We start from the raw sequence: 16,544 nt of genomic DNA, 5'->3' as shown, positions 1-16,544 counted from the left end.
AGGATAACCGGCCCGTTCTTGCCGAATCACTCGAAGAAGGAATTGGCGCATGGGGCTCATAGCAATTCTTTTTGCACTGATAGGACTGGTGTTACTGGGTGGCGGATTGTGGCTGATCTCGCTGGGTGGCAGCTGGTATTTCGCCCTGGCGGGTGTTGTCCTGCTGCTTGTGGCGGCAAAAGTCAGAATAAAGCGAGGAAATGCCCAAATACTTTATGGTCTCTTTTTACTGGGGTCGCTCATCTGGGCGTTATGGGAGTCTGGGTACGACTGGTGGCCCCTTGCCAGCCGGCTTGGTTTATTTCTGATTCTGGGGATCCCGCTGCTATTTTCTTTCAGACTGATGGGACGTTCCCGAATCAGCCGTCTGACCGGGTACTGGTGGCTGGTTGCACTGGTGATGCTGGGCAGTTTGTTCAATGATGCCCATCAACTGGAAGGGAAGCTGAATATGGCACCGCTGGTTCAACAACCAGCGCTGGGTCAGAGTCCGGAAGCGGATTGGTTCAGCTATGGCCGCACCAATTTCGGGCAGCGTTATTCACCGCTGGATCAGATCACCCCAGCTAACGTGAATCGGCTGGAACTGGCCTGGCAGTATCAGACCGGAGATACCAAAGGGAAGGGCGATATCGGCGAGTTTACCTATGAAGCCACCCCCTTAAAGATTGGCAATACCTTGTATCTCTGTACTCCCCATAACTGGCTGGTGGCGCTGGATGCAGATACCGGTGAAAGACGTTGGGTGTATAACGCGAAAGTCGGTACGGACAGCCAGAGACAGCACCAGACCTGCCGGGGTGTTTCTTATCTGCCTCCTGCTGAGGGAGAGCCGGAAAACATGACGGAATCGGGTTCGAAAAAAGCAGAAACGCTGGCCAGTATGGACTGCGATGCGCAACTGTTTCTACCCACATCTGATGCCAAATTGATTGCGGTGGATCCGGCCACGGGCGCTCGCTGCAAGGGTTTTGCGGAAGATGGTGTCTTGGATCTCTTGCATCATATGCCGTTTCCGAAATCAGGGTATTACTATTCAACCTCTCCCCCGGTGGTTGCCAAAGGCGTCGTGGTGGTTGCCGGTGCGGTGAATGATAACTATGACATCAACTCGCCATCCGGGGTGATCCGGGCTTATGACGTGAAAACCGGTGCGCTGAAGTGGAACTGGGATGCCGCGCACCCGAATGACACCCAACCGATTGCCAAAGAGAAGCTTTACGCGACCAGTTCACCGAACAGTTGGTCGGTTGCCAGTGCAGATGAGGGGTTGGGGCTGATTTATTTCCCGATGGGAAACCGCACGCCGGACCAACTGGGGATGTACCGTACCCCAGAGGAAGAAAAATATGCAACCTCTGTGGTGGCCCTGAACCTGGAGACGGGGAAGCCGGTCTGGGTTCAGCAGTTTGTTCACCATGATCTATGGGATATGGATACTCCCGCACAACCCAGCCTGATTGATATTCAGACCAACAAAGGATTGATCCCGGGTCTGGTTGTGCCGACCAAGCAGGGGGATGTTTATGTGCTGAACCGGGCGACGGGGGAGCCGATTCATCCCATCACCGAAGTTCCAGCGCCACAGGGCACGATTGAAGGCGACTTTGCCTCACCCACGCAGCCCACGTCAGCGTTGACGTTTAATCCAATCCCACTGGAAGAAAAAGACATGTGGGGGGCGAGTGTGCTCGATCAGCTTTACTGCCGGATCCAGTTTCGAAGCTTGCGCTATGAAGGCCGATATACGCCACCCTCGGAACAGGGCACGATTGTTTTTCCCGGTAACTTTGGGGTGTTTAACTGGGGCGGTATTGCGGTGGACCCAGAGCGACAGGTGATGTTCGGGATGCCGCTGTATCTTGCCTTTACTTCCACACTGATTCCCAAAAGTACCGGTCATCTGGGTGAAGTGAATGTCGGGGAACATGGCGTGAATGCGAATGAAGGTGCGGCATATGCGGTGGAGCTGAAGCCATTTCTGTCGCCTCTGGGCGTCCCTTGCCAGCAACCGCCCTGGGGGTATATCGCCGGTGCAGATCTGACGCAGGGAAAAGTCATTTATCAGCACAAAAACGGGACAATTCAAGATCTGACGCTTTTACCACTGCCGATCAAGATGGGCGTTCCCGGTATCGGCGGGCCGGTGATTACCAAAGGGGGCGTTGTTTTTATGGCTGCTGCGGTAGACAACTACCTGCGGGCTTACGATCTCAGTGACGGAGAGGAACTATGGAAAGCCCGGCTGCCCGCGGGCGGGCAGGCGACTCCGATGACCTATCTGAACAGTGAGGGGGAGCAGATGGTGGTGATTGTTGCGGGTGGTCATGGCTCGATTGGCACCAAGCTGGGCGATTCTATCCTGGCATTCCGACTCAAGGATTGAGCAAAAATGATGCAGTGGCGCTGATGAAGAGGAAAGGGACTTTTCGCTGAGCGGTTGTTCGTCGAGAGGTTTTTCGCTGAAAAGCTTTTTGCTGAAAGGGCCAGTCGTTTTGCCGTGTTTATGGCTCCGGAATACCGGAGCCTAAGATTTTGGGTGTCTCGAATTTATTGCCATAGCGTTTTCTATTTTAGCCTGTGGTGACGACTTCCCAGTTGCCATTTTGCAGTTTGCAGGCGGTTCCCATGGCTTGCATCGTCTCGGCTGGTGAAGTTTTGGTGTTGTGCACATTTTTGGCTTGATTCACGCTTGTTTGCGCGGTTTCACGATTGACGGTCACTTCCTGTCTGAACTCCCGGCAGTATCGGCCACTGGTGCTGGTGCCTTCCCGTGTCACCGTGACAGCGCCAGACGCGTTCCCATCCTGCCACTGTACTGAGGTTCCTACGGAAATCGTGGTGGCCTGAATCTGGGCCTGTTCGAGCCGTCTTTGCTGTGTTTCACTGAGCTTGTCTAACAGCTCAAAATGAATGGCAGTGAAAGCCAGCCATTTTGTGGCTTCCTCGTCGGTTCTGTATTGTCCGTAGCCTTCGTACCAGTTCCCAAAAGGGCGGGCGATCCGAATGTTCCCCACAACCCGGTAGCGGTTAGGCGGCACGACAACTTGTTTCTGATTCTTACGGGCCAGGTATTCATCGACATTGATCGTACGTCGACTGTCCATCACTCCTGAGCGCAGTTCTTCCCGGGCAATCCGTCCGGTCTTTTTTTCAATCGGAACCTGGGGGTTATAAATGGGCTGCTGTGAACTCAAAAGTGCCAGTTTACTGCTGGATACCGGGAGAACGCTATTTGCCTGACTACTGGCCGCCATTGTGAAGAACAGGGTTGGCCAAAACAAGAATCGCAATCCCGGAAGTTTGATGAAGATAGTCTGAGACATGGTCGGATACTCCATATCAAAAAAAGCCTGCAAGCGGCTGAATATGATGCTCGGATATCCTGCCCGAAAGTTGTGCTCCATGCTATTTTCAGTATAGGTAGCAGGCCAATCTGACTTGGTAAATCCTTGTCTATGGTCTGAAATTCGAGACAGGGTTTCGGATTTGGTATTGTTACTCAGTCAGTTGCCCAGTGAGAAGAACAACGTTGATGATTGAGAGCAGATGAAGGCTTCTTCATAGACGACATACGAAACACTGACCAAAAGTCAGTTAATTCCCGGTGATTTACACAATAATATACCTCATATTGGCAGTGCCTCAGACCTCAGAAAGATGAATAAAAAATGATTGACGTGTTCCAGAAACTTCGAAATATAGGTGTAGAGATTGAGCGTTCTTCTACTCCCTCATTCAATGAACCAACTATGCCCCAGGTTGCTTATGATGTGGTAAGTCAATATCAATCCTCCATCATGTTTCATGAGTTTATAAGATTTAAACCTCAATACCCAACCGGATTAGAAGGAAAAAAACAAACGCTTCCTTTAGATTTTTTGTGGGGAATAGCAGATGGAAATCTCAACATTGTTAAAGCTAATGATGAATTAAAAAGCCTTGATGCAGACGCCGACTTATTTTCTATTGGACGGTGTTTTGGCGGCCACCATATTTGCCTGTCTAGCCTTCATTCTGGTGTTTACCCTGAATTCAACTCTCAAGTGAAACACTCTAGATAAATTAAGCGCGACATACTCAGGTAGTCAGAAATGAAGGAATAGCTGGTTGCTGTACAGTGTAAAGAGATTTTCTTGGCTAGAATGACGCTGAGTATAAATTTTCTTGGATTATTTCGCTTAATGGCATTGGATATGGAAACACCCCTTTGTTAAAACAAATGTCAGCTATTTGTCTTTCATTAGTATTGATGTTAATTCTGTGATTGTTGGTTGAATAAACGATGTTCAAAGCTTCGTAGTATGAAGCTATGTCCGCACAGTGCCTATCGTAGATATACTGGGAGTCAAATTCATTGGTGTGAATACCTGAAGAAAATTTCGAGAAAACATTCTTAATTAGGCCTGTATAGCGATTGAAAGCAGAAAGGTTTACTACTCTTTTATCACCCGTGCGGTGATTTGTTACGACAAAAACAGTGACCTGAACTTGACTTCTATATAAAGCCATATTAATGCTGTTTATATAGTCTTGCGTTTTTTTCAAAGGATTGACAGAGCTTGATTTATTGGAATCAATCCAAGCTTTATCTAGTTTTTCAGTTTCACGACCTATGCAGTCACGCCGACCTTTATTTTCTTCAAGTTGGTCTTCGATGATAACTCGCTGCTGCCCCTCCCATTCTTTCTTAGTAAATATTATTCCACCAGCCAAACCAGCACCTTTTCGACCAATTAAGTTAAGCTTTACGCTTCCATCAGCATTGACATTTACTGTATAGTCTTGCCCTTCAACCCACTCCGTATTGCAACGAGAACTTGCTATTTCGGTAAAAGCATTTTGCCTTTGTAAGAAATCATCTAGAGAAGCATGGCTTATCAGAGGAAAAGAGCATAGCAGGAAGTAAAATACACGCATGTTAGCCACTCCGTTTAACAATTAAACTCCCTTCAGCTTTCAAACCAGTATAGCTGATCAGTTAGAGTCTTAGGTGTTTTTTAGAGTTAACCCCAAACGCTTATCCTTTTGCTGTACTTCACTTCATAGAACATTGAGTAATGTCGATATCTTTTAACGCACTTAACGAAATAGGTTATTTCTTTTTGTGCAAGGGGTTACATAGGCTATCTTTAAAAATTGACAAGCGGGAGTTGCGCTGAGAACACGTCAATTCCCTTTCGGGTGGATGAGCCAGCTTTACTGGCATTGAAACAAGGGAATGTATGCAAACTGATTATTCTGAAAGTGAAAATGTCATTCGTCGCTTGCATGAAATTACTCAGGCATACGACAAAGGTTTTGATTATCAGATTGAAGGGCTGCTCCGGCTGGGTCTGGAGCGCTTTAATCTCGATATAGGTATCCTGGCCAGAATTGAGGGAGATACGTATCGGATTGAAAGTTGTGTTTGTCCCGAGCATATGCCCCTGAAATCTGGCGATACCTTTGAGTTCGGCATGACTTACTGCGCGGTCACCTGTGAGGCTGAAGATGTAGTTGCGGTGGAGCATGTGGGCCAGAGCGATATTTTGGGCAGTCATCCGGCTTATCGCCAGTTTGGTCTGGAATCTTATATCGCGATTCCAATTCATATTGGGAAAATGACCTGGGGAACGCTGAATTTTTCCAGCCCGGCACCTTACCCGCGACAGTTTCAGGACAAAGATATTGATGCGCTTCAACTCATGGCAAGCTGGATAGAAGTTGAATTGGTTCGTCTGCAACAGGAAAAGCAGTTGCGTGAGCTGAATTTCAAGCTGAAAGAAATGGCTTCGATTGATCCCCAGACACAGCTCATGAACCGTCCTGTTTTCATGGATTTGGTTTCCCGGTCGATGAGTCAGCTCAGGCGTTATCAGACTGAAACCGAGTCCGCACTCTTGATGCTTGATATTGATGACTTTCGTTCTCTGAACGACAGCTATGGTTATCAGTTGGGTGATCGGTTATTGAAGGCGTTTGCCCAAGTATTGAGTCGGGGGCTGAGAAGTTACGATGCCGTCGCCCGGTATGGTGGCGATGAATTTATTATCTGGCTGGGAGAAACGGATCGGGAAGGGATTCGGGTTGTATGCGACCGCCTGATGTCAGGGCTGGCGCAGTTAGAGCTGATTGATGAAAAGCTATCGGTCAGTATCGGGATTTGCCATTTGAAGACCCGCCCCTTTGGTATGGATGCGATGGCTGAGTTTGTTCAGCCGGAACAGGTGATCGATGTAATGATTGCCCAGGCGGATCAGGCGCTGTGTCGTGCCAAGGCGAACGGAAAAGCCCGGTATGAGTTTTATTCAGATGAACCGGTTTATCAGGACACACTCAGTTGATTTGAGTTGGATGTGTTTTGCACCTTGGATGTTGAACCTTGGGCTTGGAGATGGAGCAGGAAGCAAAAACGATGATGGACTTGAATCAGACATTGCGGGTGTGGCTCAGTGCTTATCATGAAGCGCTGGCACAGTTGGCAGAATCGGGTGTTGTGCCGTCTCCTGATGCCGTCAGGGATGGGTTGGCGGCACTGACCTCAACCTTTGTGACAGATGCGCCGGATGTCGCTGTACTGAACGCAAGCGTGGCAAGTCAGGAAGAGAAGTCAGAGCAGATTCCGGTGAGAATTTACCATCCGGCACCGGAATCTGCGTTGCCTGTCATTGTTTTCCTGCATGGTGGGGGACACATGGCCGGCAGTGTGGCCGTGTACGATCGGATTTGCCGCAAACTGGCCGCGAGCACTCAGCATCTTGTGGTTTCTGTGGATTACAGATTGGCTCCGGAGCATCCATATCCGGCTGGTCTGACCGATGCCCGACAGGTGATCATGCAGTTATGGCCGCTGCTGGATCGCTATCATTTGCGTTATTCCCCAATGTTGTCTTTAGTCGGCGATTCTGCAGGTGGCGCAATGACGGCGACCCTCAGTGCCGAATTCCAGCAAAACAGCGATATCACGATCGCGAATCAGGTGCTGATATACCCCAGTCTGGACTACACCATGAGTCAGCCGTCTGTTGTCGAAAATGGCCAGGGGTTGTTTTTACAGCGGGAGAAAATGCGCTGGTACTTTGACCATTATTTCCGGCATGAGGAAGACAGGCAGGCCGCTTCTCCTTTGTGGATGCCAATGACGTCACGTATGCCTCGGACGCTGGTGATCACCGCGCAGTATTGTCCGCTGCGTGATGAAGGGATGGCTTATGTACAAAAACTTTTGGCTGTGGGCGTCAAGGCGCAACATTTTCATCTAGATGACATGATTCATGCTTATCTTAATCTGGAAAATATGGTGCCTGAACAGTGTGCTGCAACCTACCGGCAGATTGCAGTCTTCCTGAACGGCCCGAACGTTCAGTGATTCAGGCGAATAAGGACAGATGATGCTCGAAAGCGTGATCCGCTATTGCCATTTTCTTGGCATTTTCGTGTTGTTTGCTGTGCTGGTGGCTGAGCACCTGCTGATTAAACGACGTCTGACTGCTGAAGAAATCCATCGTCTCGCCAGGCTGGATGCACTTTATGGGGTGTCGGCTGTGGTGGTGTTGCTGGCGGGTCTTGGTCTCTGGTTTTGGGTGGGGAAACCTGCAGCTTTTTACAGTGCGAATCCCGTCTTTCATGCCAAACTGACGTTGTTTGTGATTGTGGCTGCGTTGTCTGTCTTTCCAACGGTTTTTTTTCTCAAACATCGCCGCACGACCCGAGAAAGTGTGCCTGTCCCTCCGATTATTCTGATCGCGATTCGGCTGGAGATGCTTCTGTTGCTGATTATCCCGCTCCTTGCTGTTCTGATGGCGCGCGGGGTGGGGCTGGGTTAACGGAATGGCCCGTTGGCCGGAGTGCGCTGCGAGATCGCCGCTATCGTCTAAGCTGAAATGCAATAACAGGTGATGATCGGGGGCGAGGATGAAATCGATCAAAAACAAACAGCTCATCACTGTGCTTTGTGAACCGGGTGACGAGACTTTGGCGGTTCATAATCCGGCGACTGGGCAGTTATTGGGCCATATTCCCACGCAGAGCGAAGCCGAAATTCAGCAGGCGATTGCAAAGAGCCATCTGGCACAGCGCCAGTGGCGGCAGAAGACTGCAAAAGAGCGGGCAGTACTGTTGCACCGGTGGTTTACCCTGATGATAGAGAATCAGGATGATCTGGCGACGCTGATGACTCTGGAGCAGGGAAAACCTCGCAAAGAAGCTGCGGGCGAAGTGGCTTATGGTGCGTCTTTTATTGAATGGTTTGCAGAAGAAGCCAAACGAACGTATGGGGAAACCCTGCCTTCCCCATTTGCTGATCGGCGTCTGATCACCATTCGCCAGCCCGTTGGCGTCGCCTGTATCATCACGCCCTGGAATTTCCCCATTGCAATGCTGACCCGGAAAGCTGGCCCTGCGTTAGCAGCCGGATGCACTGTGGTTGCCAAACCTGCCAGTCAGACCCCATTGTGCGCCTATGCTGTCGCGGAACTGGCTTATGAAGCGGGCATTCCTCGCGATGTTTTGCAATTGGTTACCCATCCTTCCGCTCGGGCGGTGGGTGATATCTTCTGTACCAGTCCGCTGGTTCGTAAAATTTCATTTACGGGATCAACCCAGGTTGGGCGGCAACTCATGGCGCAATGCGCAGACTCAGTGAAACGTCTCTCGCTGGAATTAGGCGGGAATGCCCCTTTTATTGTTTTTGAGGATGCTGAGATTGAGAAAGCTGTCCAGGGGGCTGTTGCCTCGAAATACCGGAATGCGGGACAGACCTGCGTCTGCGCGAATCGGATCTTTGTGCAGCGTGGTGTTTATGAAACATTCGTCAGCCAATTGGCGAAAGCCGTTCAACAGCTGAAAGTCGGTAATGGACTGGATGAGGGGGTTGCGATTGGCCCGGTGATTGATGCCAGCGCCAAAGCAAAAATCAACCGGTTGATGCACGATGCTATCAGCCACGGGGCGAGACTGGTGACAGGCGGTGAAGACAGAGAAGGGTTGTTTGTTTCACCTGCGGTGCTGGCCGATGTTCGTCCGGAGATGGCCATTGCTCAGGAAGAGGTGTTTGGGCCGATCGCCCCCGTGATTTGTTTTGATGATGAAGAGACTTTGCTGACCCTGGCAAATGATACGATTTTCGGACTGGCAGCTTATTTCTACAGTCGTGATATCGGCCGGATCTGGCGTGTAGCCGAAGCGCTGGAATATGGCATGGTAGGGATTAATGAGGGGATGATTTCTACGGAAGTGGCCCCGTTTGGTGGTGTGAAGCAGTCTGGATTTGGCCGTGAAGGCGGTCGTCAGGGGATTGATGAATATCTGGATATTAAGTACCTCTGCATGGGTGGCTTGGATAACTGAGCACTTGACCGTCTATCATCGTGCTCAGCCTCTGATGGCTGAGCACGAGCAGAACAGCGTCTTTCCGTGATCAGGCAAGATCGATATCAATGTAAATCGGGCAGTGATCAGAGGCTTTCGGGTTATCGTGGCCAACAAAATCGAACCGTTCTCCCTCGTACCTTTCCGCACGGAAGGGCATTCCTTTTCTCATGATTTGCGGAACGGCATGGTTGTTCTGATTCGCTAAGTCGGGCGAAAGAAGAATAAAGTCGAGCTGTCGGTATTCATTCCCGCCTGCCCAGTAATGGGTCCAGCGCTCATCATCAGGGATACGTTGTCCGACATCAACCAGGCCACTGTGCTGAATGAGACTGGTCAGCGATGAATGATGATCGATGTAATCGTTGAAATCCCCCAGAACTGCATAATTGCCAGAGAAATTATTATGTTTCCACTGTTCAGTAATGATTTCGGCAACACGGTCGACTTGTTCTTTTCTTCGGTTATGCGTGTTGTCTCTGCCACCCATCATGGATTTGAAATGGTTGATGTAGACAACAAAGTCTTTGCCATCGACATCCAGCAGAACTTCAAGGCAATCCCGAGAGAAAAGACTGGCCGTATGATTATGATTTCTTTCAGCACGGTGTGTTGTGACATGTTTGATGGGATATCTTGAAATCAGCGCGACATCAATGTTTCGGGGATCATTGGCATCAATGAGCATCTTATGCTGGTATTTCATTCCGCCAAGGTACTCAGACACAAATTTATCCAGCACTTTCAGATTGTCGACTTCCTGCAACGCAAGAATGTCTGCATCCACTTCTTTGATGGCCTTTGCGGTTATTTGTTTTGCAGTTTCATTATTGATCGAAAAGGCCAGGTTATTGATGGAAAAACCATCGGACGTCTGTGGGTCAAAGTTTTTCCGGAAATTGTATCTGGCAAACAGGTTTTCAACGTTAAAACTAGCCAGCCTCATGGCGAATCTCCTTTCAGTCTTCAGAAAAGGAGCGCTTTATACGGCATCATTAAAGGGCTCTTCGGGGGTTATCGCTGAGGAGCATAGAACATTCTTTGCTTATTGCGAGGTACAGAGGGTGACACTGTGATCTCAGCAGAGCCGCAGTGCGTTTTGCGGTATTTCAGTCGATTGTCAGCCTGTGAGGGCACCAGAAATGTTGCTGTTGTTTCATCTGATTGATTGGGCGTGCAATTTAAATGACCGATGACAGATAAAACCTTTGACAAGTCAGTCTGTTGCAAAAATCACAGCTAAGCTTAGAAACAGATGGAGGATTTCAGGGTGAACATTCTTCACAGGACAGTCTCAGGAAGAAGATTGAAGCGAGGGTTGATGATGGAAGCACGAGCCGTGAAAACCGTGGCCGATGCCATGGCAATTGTCGAAGAGCGCGGTCTGAGCCACGTGAAGGTCGGGTTGTTTGATAACGATGGGATCATGCGTGGTAAATACATGTCCAAAGCTAAATTTTTCTCATCACTTGAAAAAGGTTTCTCGTTCTGTGATGTGGTGTTGGGCTGGGATGTGAAGGATCAGCTTTACGATAATACCCGTTTTACCGGATGGCATACGGGTTACCCGGATGCCCCGGTCCGCATTTTGCCGCAGACCTGTCGTGATGTGGTGGATGAGCCCGGGATGCTGTTATTCATTGCTGAGTTTGCCGATCAGGCGGAAGCGGTTTGTCCGCGAGGGACGTTACGTAAAGTACTGACCAAAGCCAATGAACTTGGGTATGACGTGCTGGCCGCGCTGGAGTATGAGTTTTTCCTTTTTCGTGAAACGCCTCATTCGGTTCGGGAAAAAGGCTTCCGAAATTTACAGACGGTCACACCAGACTGGTTCGGCTATTCGATGATCCGTAATTCAGTTTACAGTGAGCTGTATCACGACATTCTGGGGATGGGGCAGACGATGGATTTTCCCATCGAAGGCATTCATTCCGAAACCGGCCCCGGTGTGATTGAAGCGGCAATTGCGGTGGATCAGGCAGAAGCAGCCGCAGATAAAGCGGCACTGTTTAAAACCTACATGAAAGTTCTGGCGCAGCGACGGGATCTGATGGCGACTTTTATGGCGAAATGGTCGATGGATTATCCCGGTCAAAGCGGGCATATGCATATTTCTCTTCATCATCAGGGGGGTAGCTCTGCTTTTTACGACACCAAAGCACCGCATGGGATGAGTAAAATTCAGCGTCAGTTTCTGGCCGGTCAGCAGCGACTGATGCCGGAATTTCTCTGCATGATTGCCCCGACCATCAACAGTTATACCCGAATGGTGCCCGGCTTCTGGGCGCCGACCCATGCCTCTTGGGGAATCGAAAACCGGACAACGGCTTTACGAGTGATTCCGGGTTCAGAAAAAACACAACGGATTGAATACCGTTTGGGTGCCGCAGATGCTAACCCCTATCTGGCACTGGCGGCTGCCATTGGCTCTGGTTTGTGCGGAATTATCAATGACTGGGAACCGCTGGCAGCCGTTGAAGGCAATGCCTATGATCAACCTCAACCTGCAGAACTGGCTTTGCCTGCGACCTTGTGGGAGGCTGCCCAGCGATTGAAAGCATCAGATGCCGCGCGATCGCTGTTTGGAGATGCTTTCGTGGCGCATTTTGCTGCCAGTCGGGAGTGGGAAGAGCGAGCGTTCAGAAAGCAGGTGACTGACTGGGAACTGAGCCGGTATTTTGAAATTATCTGAAACAGAAACAGAAACAGAAACAGGAAGGAGGCTCTCTGGATGAGAGCCTCTCAGAATCAAGCAAATTACCATGCAAAAAAACACGCAAAAAACCATGTAAAAAAACATGTAATAAACAAGCAATTGATCATGCAGAAACAGGCTGTGCGTGCAGGGCTGGGCGTAGCAGACGGTAACACAGCAAAGCTATCAGGAAGACGGCCAGCCCCGCGCTCATGGTGACCGTAAATCCGGCCTGAATGCCATATTCGTCAATCATCCAGCCCACACCCGCAGCACCGGCAGCGATACCGATGCCGAGTCCGGTAATCATCCAGGTAAATCCCTCCGTGAGCTGACTGGCAGGAACGATTTGTTCGACCAGACCCATGGTGACAATCATCGTAGGTGCAAAGAAGACGCCAGCGATAAATACAGACACCGCCAGTGTGGTTGTCCCGGTGACCAGCATCAAAGGAAGGGTTGTGAATGCGGTTGCCAGAGCGGCAAGCAGCAATTGTTTCCTTAAATGTGTCTTAAGCTTCAGGGTGCCGAAGAGCAGCCCGGATAGGCAAGACCCTGCTGCGTATGCTGACAGCACATAACTGGCTGCGACGGGTTCACCTTGCTGCTCGGCGAATGCAACGCTGATCACATCAACCGTACCGACAATGGTTCCCAAGGCCAGCAGCGTCAACATCAGCATCTTCATGGGGAGGGGCTTCAGTGCGGAGTCCCGTTTTGTATCTGTTTTGTCCTGAATGGGCGGCTCGGTTTGGGTTTGCCGCACGAACAGGGTCACGCCAATCCCTAGTAATACTGCGGCAGCAAACGGCCCGGCTTCGGGAGCCACAGAAACGCATAACCCGACAGCGAGAGGCGGTCCGATAATAAAACAGACTTCATCCATCACCGATTCGAAAGCATAAGCAGTATGGAGCTTCTCATCGCCTTTGTAGATTGTCGTCCACCGTGCCCGAATCATTGCTGGCATGCTGGGCATGAAGCCAGCCAGCGCGGCAAACAGGAAATAAGTCCAGATTGGGGCATCAAGCCGAACACTGACAAGCAGCAGGATCAGGGCGGCCACACTCAGACCCGCCGCATAGGGCAGGATTTTACGTTGCCCGTATCTGTCTACAGCACGGGAAATCTGAGGCGCGATGATTGCCATGGTCAGCGTAAATGTGGCGGCAACGGCCCCCGCCAGCCAGTAAGAACCGGAAAGCTGGGACAGCATCGTAATGATGCCAATACCTGCCATAGAGGTTGGCATTCGCGCGATGAGCCCGGGCAACGTAAATGCCAGTGCGCCGGGCGTACTGAAGAGTGATTGATAGGGGTTCGGCATGATGATCTCCATTGAATGCATGAGCGATGACTGTGCCTCCTATGCCACTGTTGCATACGGAGCGTATGTGAATCTAATTGACATACACGGCGTATGTCAATTATAAAATGCAATCAGTTGGATAATTGAGGCGAGCGATGACACGGCAATCGAGAAACGAAATGATGGCGCAAACCCGGCTGAGCCTGATTGAAGTGGCCCGCAGGCAATTTGGTACTGTAGGTTTTGCCAGGACGGTGATGGATGACATGACAGGGGAAGCCGGGCTGACGCGGGGAGCGCTTTACCATCATTTCGGCAGTAAGAAAGGTTTGTTTCTGGCTGTCTATCAGCAAGTTGATCAGGAAATGGATGAACGCCTTCGGGTCGTTGCCATGAATGCGCCGGATGATTGGTCGGCACTGACAGGCCGTTGTCAGGCTTATCTGAAGATGGCAACTGAACCCGATATACAGCGGATTATTTTGCGTGACGCAACGTCTGTACTCGACAGCGAAGTAGTTCAGGCCGTTCAGCTCAATTGTGTGACGGCATTAGCGACGTTATTGAAAAAGCTGATGGCAGCGCAAGAGATAACAGAGGCTTCTCCCGTCATGCTTGCCCGAATGCTCAATGGTGCGTTGATGGATGCGGCTTTATGGATTGCCCGTAGCAAATCGCCGGCTGAAGCATTCTCGGAAGCCTCAGAAACACTGGATGTATTTTTGGCCGGGCTGCGCAAACCGAAAGCCTGAGGATTGATTCAGTTTGTCGTTGGGTTTTTGCGTTGGAGTTTTGCGTTGGAGTTTTGGTTGTGGCTGGCACTGCACCGGCTCTGAAAAGGAAACAATCAGCTTTGGCTGCATGTCACATTGTGACGCTGTCATGAACTGGCAGTTGAAGTTCAGGTGTTTCACCTTCAGAAAACATGGATGAAATCAGGTAAATACCGAAGGCAGACTTTGATTCGCGGGTCAGTTCGACTAGTATGAGGCGGTGCATCGGTCGGAGGGACGAAACAAGGTTATGTCACGTATTCGAGAAAAAAATCAGGAAGTGATTATCAAGTTTGCTGGGCGTTTATTCGCTGAGCAGGGTTTTGCAGCCACCAAGGTTGCGGATATTGCCAAATTGGCTGAAGTTCCGAAGCCCAATGTGTATTACTACTTCAAGACCAAAGAAAACTTATACCGCGCGGTGTTGGAAAGTGTAACCCAACCTTTGCTGGAAGCCTCGAAACCCATTGAGGATTTAGATGATCCGGCACAGGCGCTGACTTCTTATATCCATACCAAACTTCTGATTTCCCGTGACCACCCTTTTGCCTCGAAAGTGTTTGCCAACGAAGTGATGTCGGGCGCGCCGTTTCTGCCGGCGGATATCCGTGACGAACTGCTGGCGCAGTCCCGAATGATCATTGCCAAGCTGGAGCGCTGGATTGAAAAAGGGGTGATGGCCCGGGTTTCGCCTCAGCACCTGATGTTTACCATCTGGGCATCGACACAGACCTATGCCGACTTTAGCTGGCAGATTTGTAACGTGCTGGAAAAAGAAGCGCTGGATGAGCAGGATTTCGCAGATGCGGCAGAGTTCCTGACTCAGTTGGTGATTCAGGGCTGTCAGATCAAATCCGCCTGAGAATCACTGAATCGTCTTGATGAAAAAAGCGCTTCCGCCCAACGAGGTCAAGAGCGAAAGCGCTTGGGGTTTTCAATTCTGAACAAAGTGTTGTGTTTCAGTTGCGTGCGATTTAACGGTGTTGCTGGAATCGTGCCACCAGCCGTTTGGCTGCTGCCTGATGTCGGTTCAGCAATGCCGGCAAATCGACGCCGATGACCAGACCGTCATGCACACGCCATTGTCCGGCGACCATGACTCGGTCGGCCTGATGTGCACCACATAAGACCAGCGCTGCCAGCGGGTCATGAGCACCCGAGAAACGGATTTCGTCCAGACGGAACATCGCAATATCCGCCTGCTTGCCGACAGCCAGTGTGCCGAAATCTTCCCGTCCCATCGCACGTGCCGACCCTGAGGTTGCCCAGCGCAATGCATCAAAATGGGTCACGTCTGCGGAACCATAACGCAGTCGCTGAATATAAAGCCCCATTCGGATTTCATTCACCAGATTTGAGCCATCATTCGACGCGGAACCGTCGACCCCTAAGCCGACTTTGACTCCGGCCGCTTCCAGTTCTTTATTCCGACAGATACCCGAGGCCAGCATCATATTTGAGGACGGACAGTGGCAGATCCCGACTTCAGCCTGACCCAGGCGGCGGATTTCTTCTTCATTGAAATGAATGCCGTGCGCCAGCCAGGTCCGGTGATTCAGCCAGCCGGTTTCTTCGAGATAATCGACCGGGCGCAAACCGAAGCGTTCCAGACAGAAATTTTCTTCATCAATGGTTTCACACAGATGGGTGTGCACCATGACATTTTCCCGTTCAGCCAGCCGGGCCGTTTCCTTCATCAGATCTGTCGTCACAGAGAAAGGGGAACACGGGGCCAGCGCAATCTGGGTCATGGCACCGTCACCACGCTGGTGGTACTGACGAATCAGGCGCAGACTGTCGTCCAGAATCGTTTCTTCTGTCTGGATGGTATGACGCGGCGGCAGGCCGCCTTCGTCTTCCCCCAGACTCATGGAGCCGCGGGTAAAAATCGAACGGATGCCGAGTGTGCGTGCCGTTTCGACCTGAATATCAATGGCATGTTCCAGCCCGTGTGGGATCAGGTAGTGATGATCGGATGCCGTAGTACAGCCGGACATCATGAGTTCAACCAGTGCCAGCTCTGTGGCAACCTGCATCATGTCTTCATCAAGTCCTGCCCAGACCGGATACAGGGTTTGAAGCCAGTGGAACAGCTCTTTGTTCAGTGCATCCGGATAGGCCCGGGTCAGGGTTTGATAGAAGTGGTGGTGCGCATTGACCAGCCCCGGTGTGATGACATGCTCGCTGGCATCAATCACCTGATCCGGGGTGTGGCTGGGGTGCGCACCCAGGGGAACCAGCTCAATGATTTGACTGCCACGAATCACGACGCCACCGCGGGCATCCGTTTCAGTCTCTGAGCCTGTGTATATGGCTAAAGGGTTTTTCAGCCAAATGGTTTCCCAATTGGTTTCCATTTTTTCTTCCTTAGCCTTCTCTGCCGTTACCGAGGAGAAGGTCTGATGGGGTGGACCTG

Annotated in this window: 14 protein-coding genes; 9 read left to right on the top strand and 5 right to left on the bottom strand. The window is 50.6% G+C overall.

What is annotated here, in order from left to right:
* Nucleotides 1-49 precede the first annotated feature (49 nt).
* Complete coding sequence (locus EA58_RS06980; RefSeq protein WP_036750730.1) at nucleotides 50-2,386, top strand: membrane-bound PQQ-dependent dehydrogenase, glucose/quinate/shikimate family; 2,337 nt, start codon at nucleotides 50-52, stop codon at nucleotides 2,384-2,386.
* 187 nt (nucleotides 2,387-2,573) lie between these two features.
* On the opposite strand, the gene EA58_RS06975 is transcribed toward EA58_RS06980, so the two are convergent.
* Nucleotides 2,574-3,326 (bottom strand): hypothetical protein, encoded by a 753-nt coding sequence (locus tag EA58_RS06975; RefSeq protein ID WP_152547956.1) that lies wholly within the window; start codon nucleotides 3,324-3,326, stop codon nucleotides 2,574-2,576.
* Nucleotides 3,327-3,671: 345 nt separating this feature from the next.
* On the opposite strand from EA58_RS06975, the gene EA58_RS06970 reads away from it, so the two are divergent.
* Nucleotides 3,672-4,064, top strand: a complete 393-nt coding sequence (locus tag EA58_RS06970; protein WP_036750728.1) for a hypothetical protein — start codon at nucleotides 3,672-3,674, stop codon at nucleotides 4,062-4,064.
* 76 nt (nucleotides 4,065-4,140) lie between these two features.
* Here the strand turns inward: EA58_RS06970 and EA58_RS06965 are convergent, their stop codons facing one another.
* Nucleotides 4,141-4,920 carry a hypothetical protein gene (locus tag EA58_RS06965; RefSeq protein WP_036750726.1) on the bottom strand — a complete coding sequence of 260 codons (780 nt, stop codon included), beginning with the start codon at nucleotides 4,918-4,920 and terminating at the stop codon, nucleotides 4,141-4,143.
* A gap of 305 nt (nucleotides 4,921-5,225) precedes the next feature.
* On the opposite strand from EA58_RS06965, the gene EA58_RS06960 reads away from it, so the two are divergent.
* From EA58_RS06960 to EA58_RS06945, 4 genes are all read left to right on the top strand, one after another.
* Nucleotides 5,226-6,326, top strand: coding sequence for a sensor domain-containing diguanylate cyclase (locus tag EA58_RS06960; RefSeq protein ID WP_036750725.1), 1,101 nt, complete (start codon nucleotides 5,226-5,228; stop codon nucleotides 6,324-6,326).
* Nucleotides 6,327-6,397: 71 nt separating this feature from the next.
* Entirely contained in the window at nucleotides 6,398-7,351 is a 954-nt protein-coding gene (locus tag EA58_RS06955) for an alpha/beta hydrolase (RefSeq protein WP_036750815.1), read from the top strand.
* Nucleotides 7,352-7,373: 22 nt separating this feature from the next.
* The gene (locus tag EA58_RS06950; protein ID WP_036750723.1) at nucleotides 7,374-7,808 is read left to right on the top strand and encodes a DUF2214 family protein; all 435 of its coding nucleotides are present in this window, start codon (nucleotides 7,374-7,376) and stop codon (nucleotides 7,806-7,808) included.
* Nucleotides 7,809-7,896: 88 nt separating this feature from the next.
* Nucleotides 7,897-9,330 (top strand): NAD-dependent succinate-semialdehyde dehydrogenase, encoded by a 1,434-nt coding sequence (locus tag EA58_RS06945; protein ID WP_036750721.1) that lies wholly within the window; start codon nucleotides 7,897-7,899, stop codon nucleotides 9,328-9,330.
* A gap of 70 nt (nucleotides 9,331-9,400) precedes the next feature.
* Here EA58_RS06945 and EA58_RS06940 read toward each other — a convergent pair whose 3' ends face one another.
* Nucleotides 9,401-10,297, bottom strand: a complete 897-nt coding sequence (locus EA58_RS06940; RefSeq protein ID WP_036750719.1) for an endonuclease/exonuclease/phosphatase family protein — start codon at nucleotides 10,295-10,297, stop codon at nucleotides 9,401-9,403.
* A gap of 375 nt (nucleotides 10,298-10,672) precedes the next feature.
* On the opposite strand from EA58_RS06940, the gene EA58_RS06935 reads away from it, so the two are divergent.
* Nucleotides 10,673-12,043 (top strand): glutamine synthetase family protein, encoded by a 1,371-nt coding sequence (locus tag EA58_RS06935; protein ID WP_235199570.1) that lies wholly within the window; start codon nucleotides 10,673-10,675, stop codon nucleotides 12,041-12,043.
* A 127-nt stretch (nucleotides 12,044-12,170) separates the two neighbouring features.
* On the opposite strand, the gene EA58_RS06930 is transcribed toward EA58_RS06935, so the two are convergent.
* Entirely contained in the window at nucleotides 12,171-13,373 is a 1,203-nt protein-coding gene (locus EA58_RS06930; protein WP_036750811.1) for an MFS transporter, read from the bottom strand.
* 137 nt (nucleotides 13,374-13,510) lie between these two features.
* Here EA58_RS06930 and EA58_RS06925 point away from each other — a divergent pair, with 137 nt between their 5' ends.
* A complete protein-coding gene (locus EA58_RS06925; protein ID WP_036750716.1) occupies nucleotides 13,511-14,107 on the top strand; it encodes a TetR/AcrR family transcriptional regulator in 597 nt (198 codons plus the stop codon).
* Nucleotides 14,108-14,378: 271 nt separating this feature from the next.
* Complete coding sequence (locus EA58_RS06920) at nucleotides 14,379-14,990, top strand: TetR/AcrR family transcriptional regulator (RefSeq protein WP_036750714.1); 612 nt, start codon at nucleotides 14,379-14,381, stop codon at nucleotides 14,988-14,990.
* 112 nt (nucleotides 14,991-15,102) lie between these two features.
* Here the strand turns inward: EA58_RS06920 and EA58_RS06915 are convergent, their stop codons facing one another.
* Entirely contained in the window at nucleotides 15,103-16,485 is a 1,383-nt protein-coding gene (locus EA58_RS06915) for an 8-oxoguanine deaminase (protein ID WP_036750711.1), read from the bottom strand.
* Nucleotides 16,486-16,544: the final 59 nt, after the last annotated feature.

It is taken from the genome of Photobacterium galatheae (genome assembly GCF_000695255.1).
Lineage (GTDB): Bacteria > Pseudomonadota > Gammaproteobacteria > Enterobacterales > Vibrionaceae > Photobacterium > Photobacterium galatheae.
The sequence above is the reverse complement of the archived record's forward strand: the minus strand, read 5'-3'. Positions and strand labels throughout refer to the sequence as shown.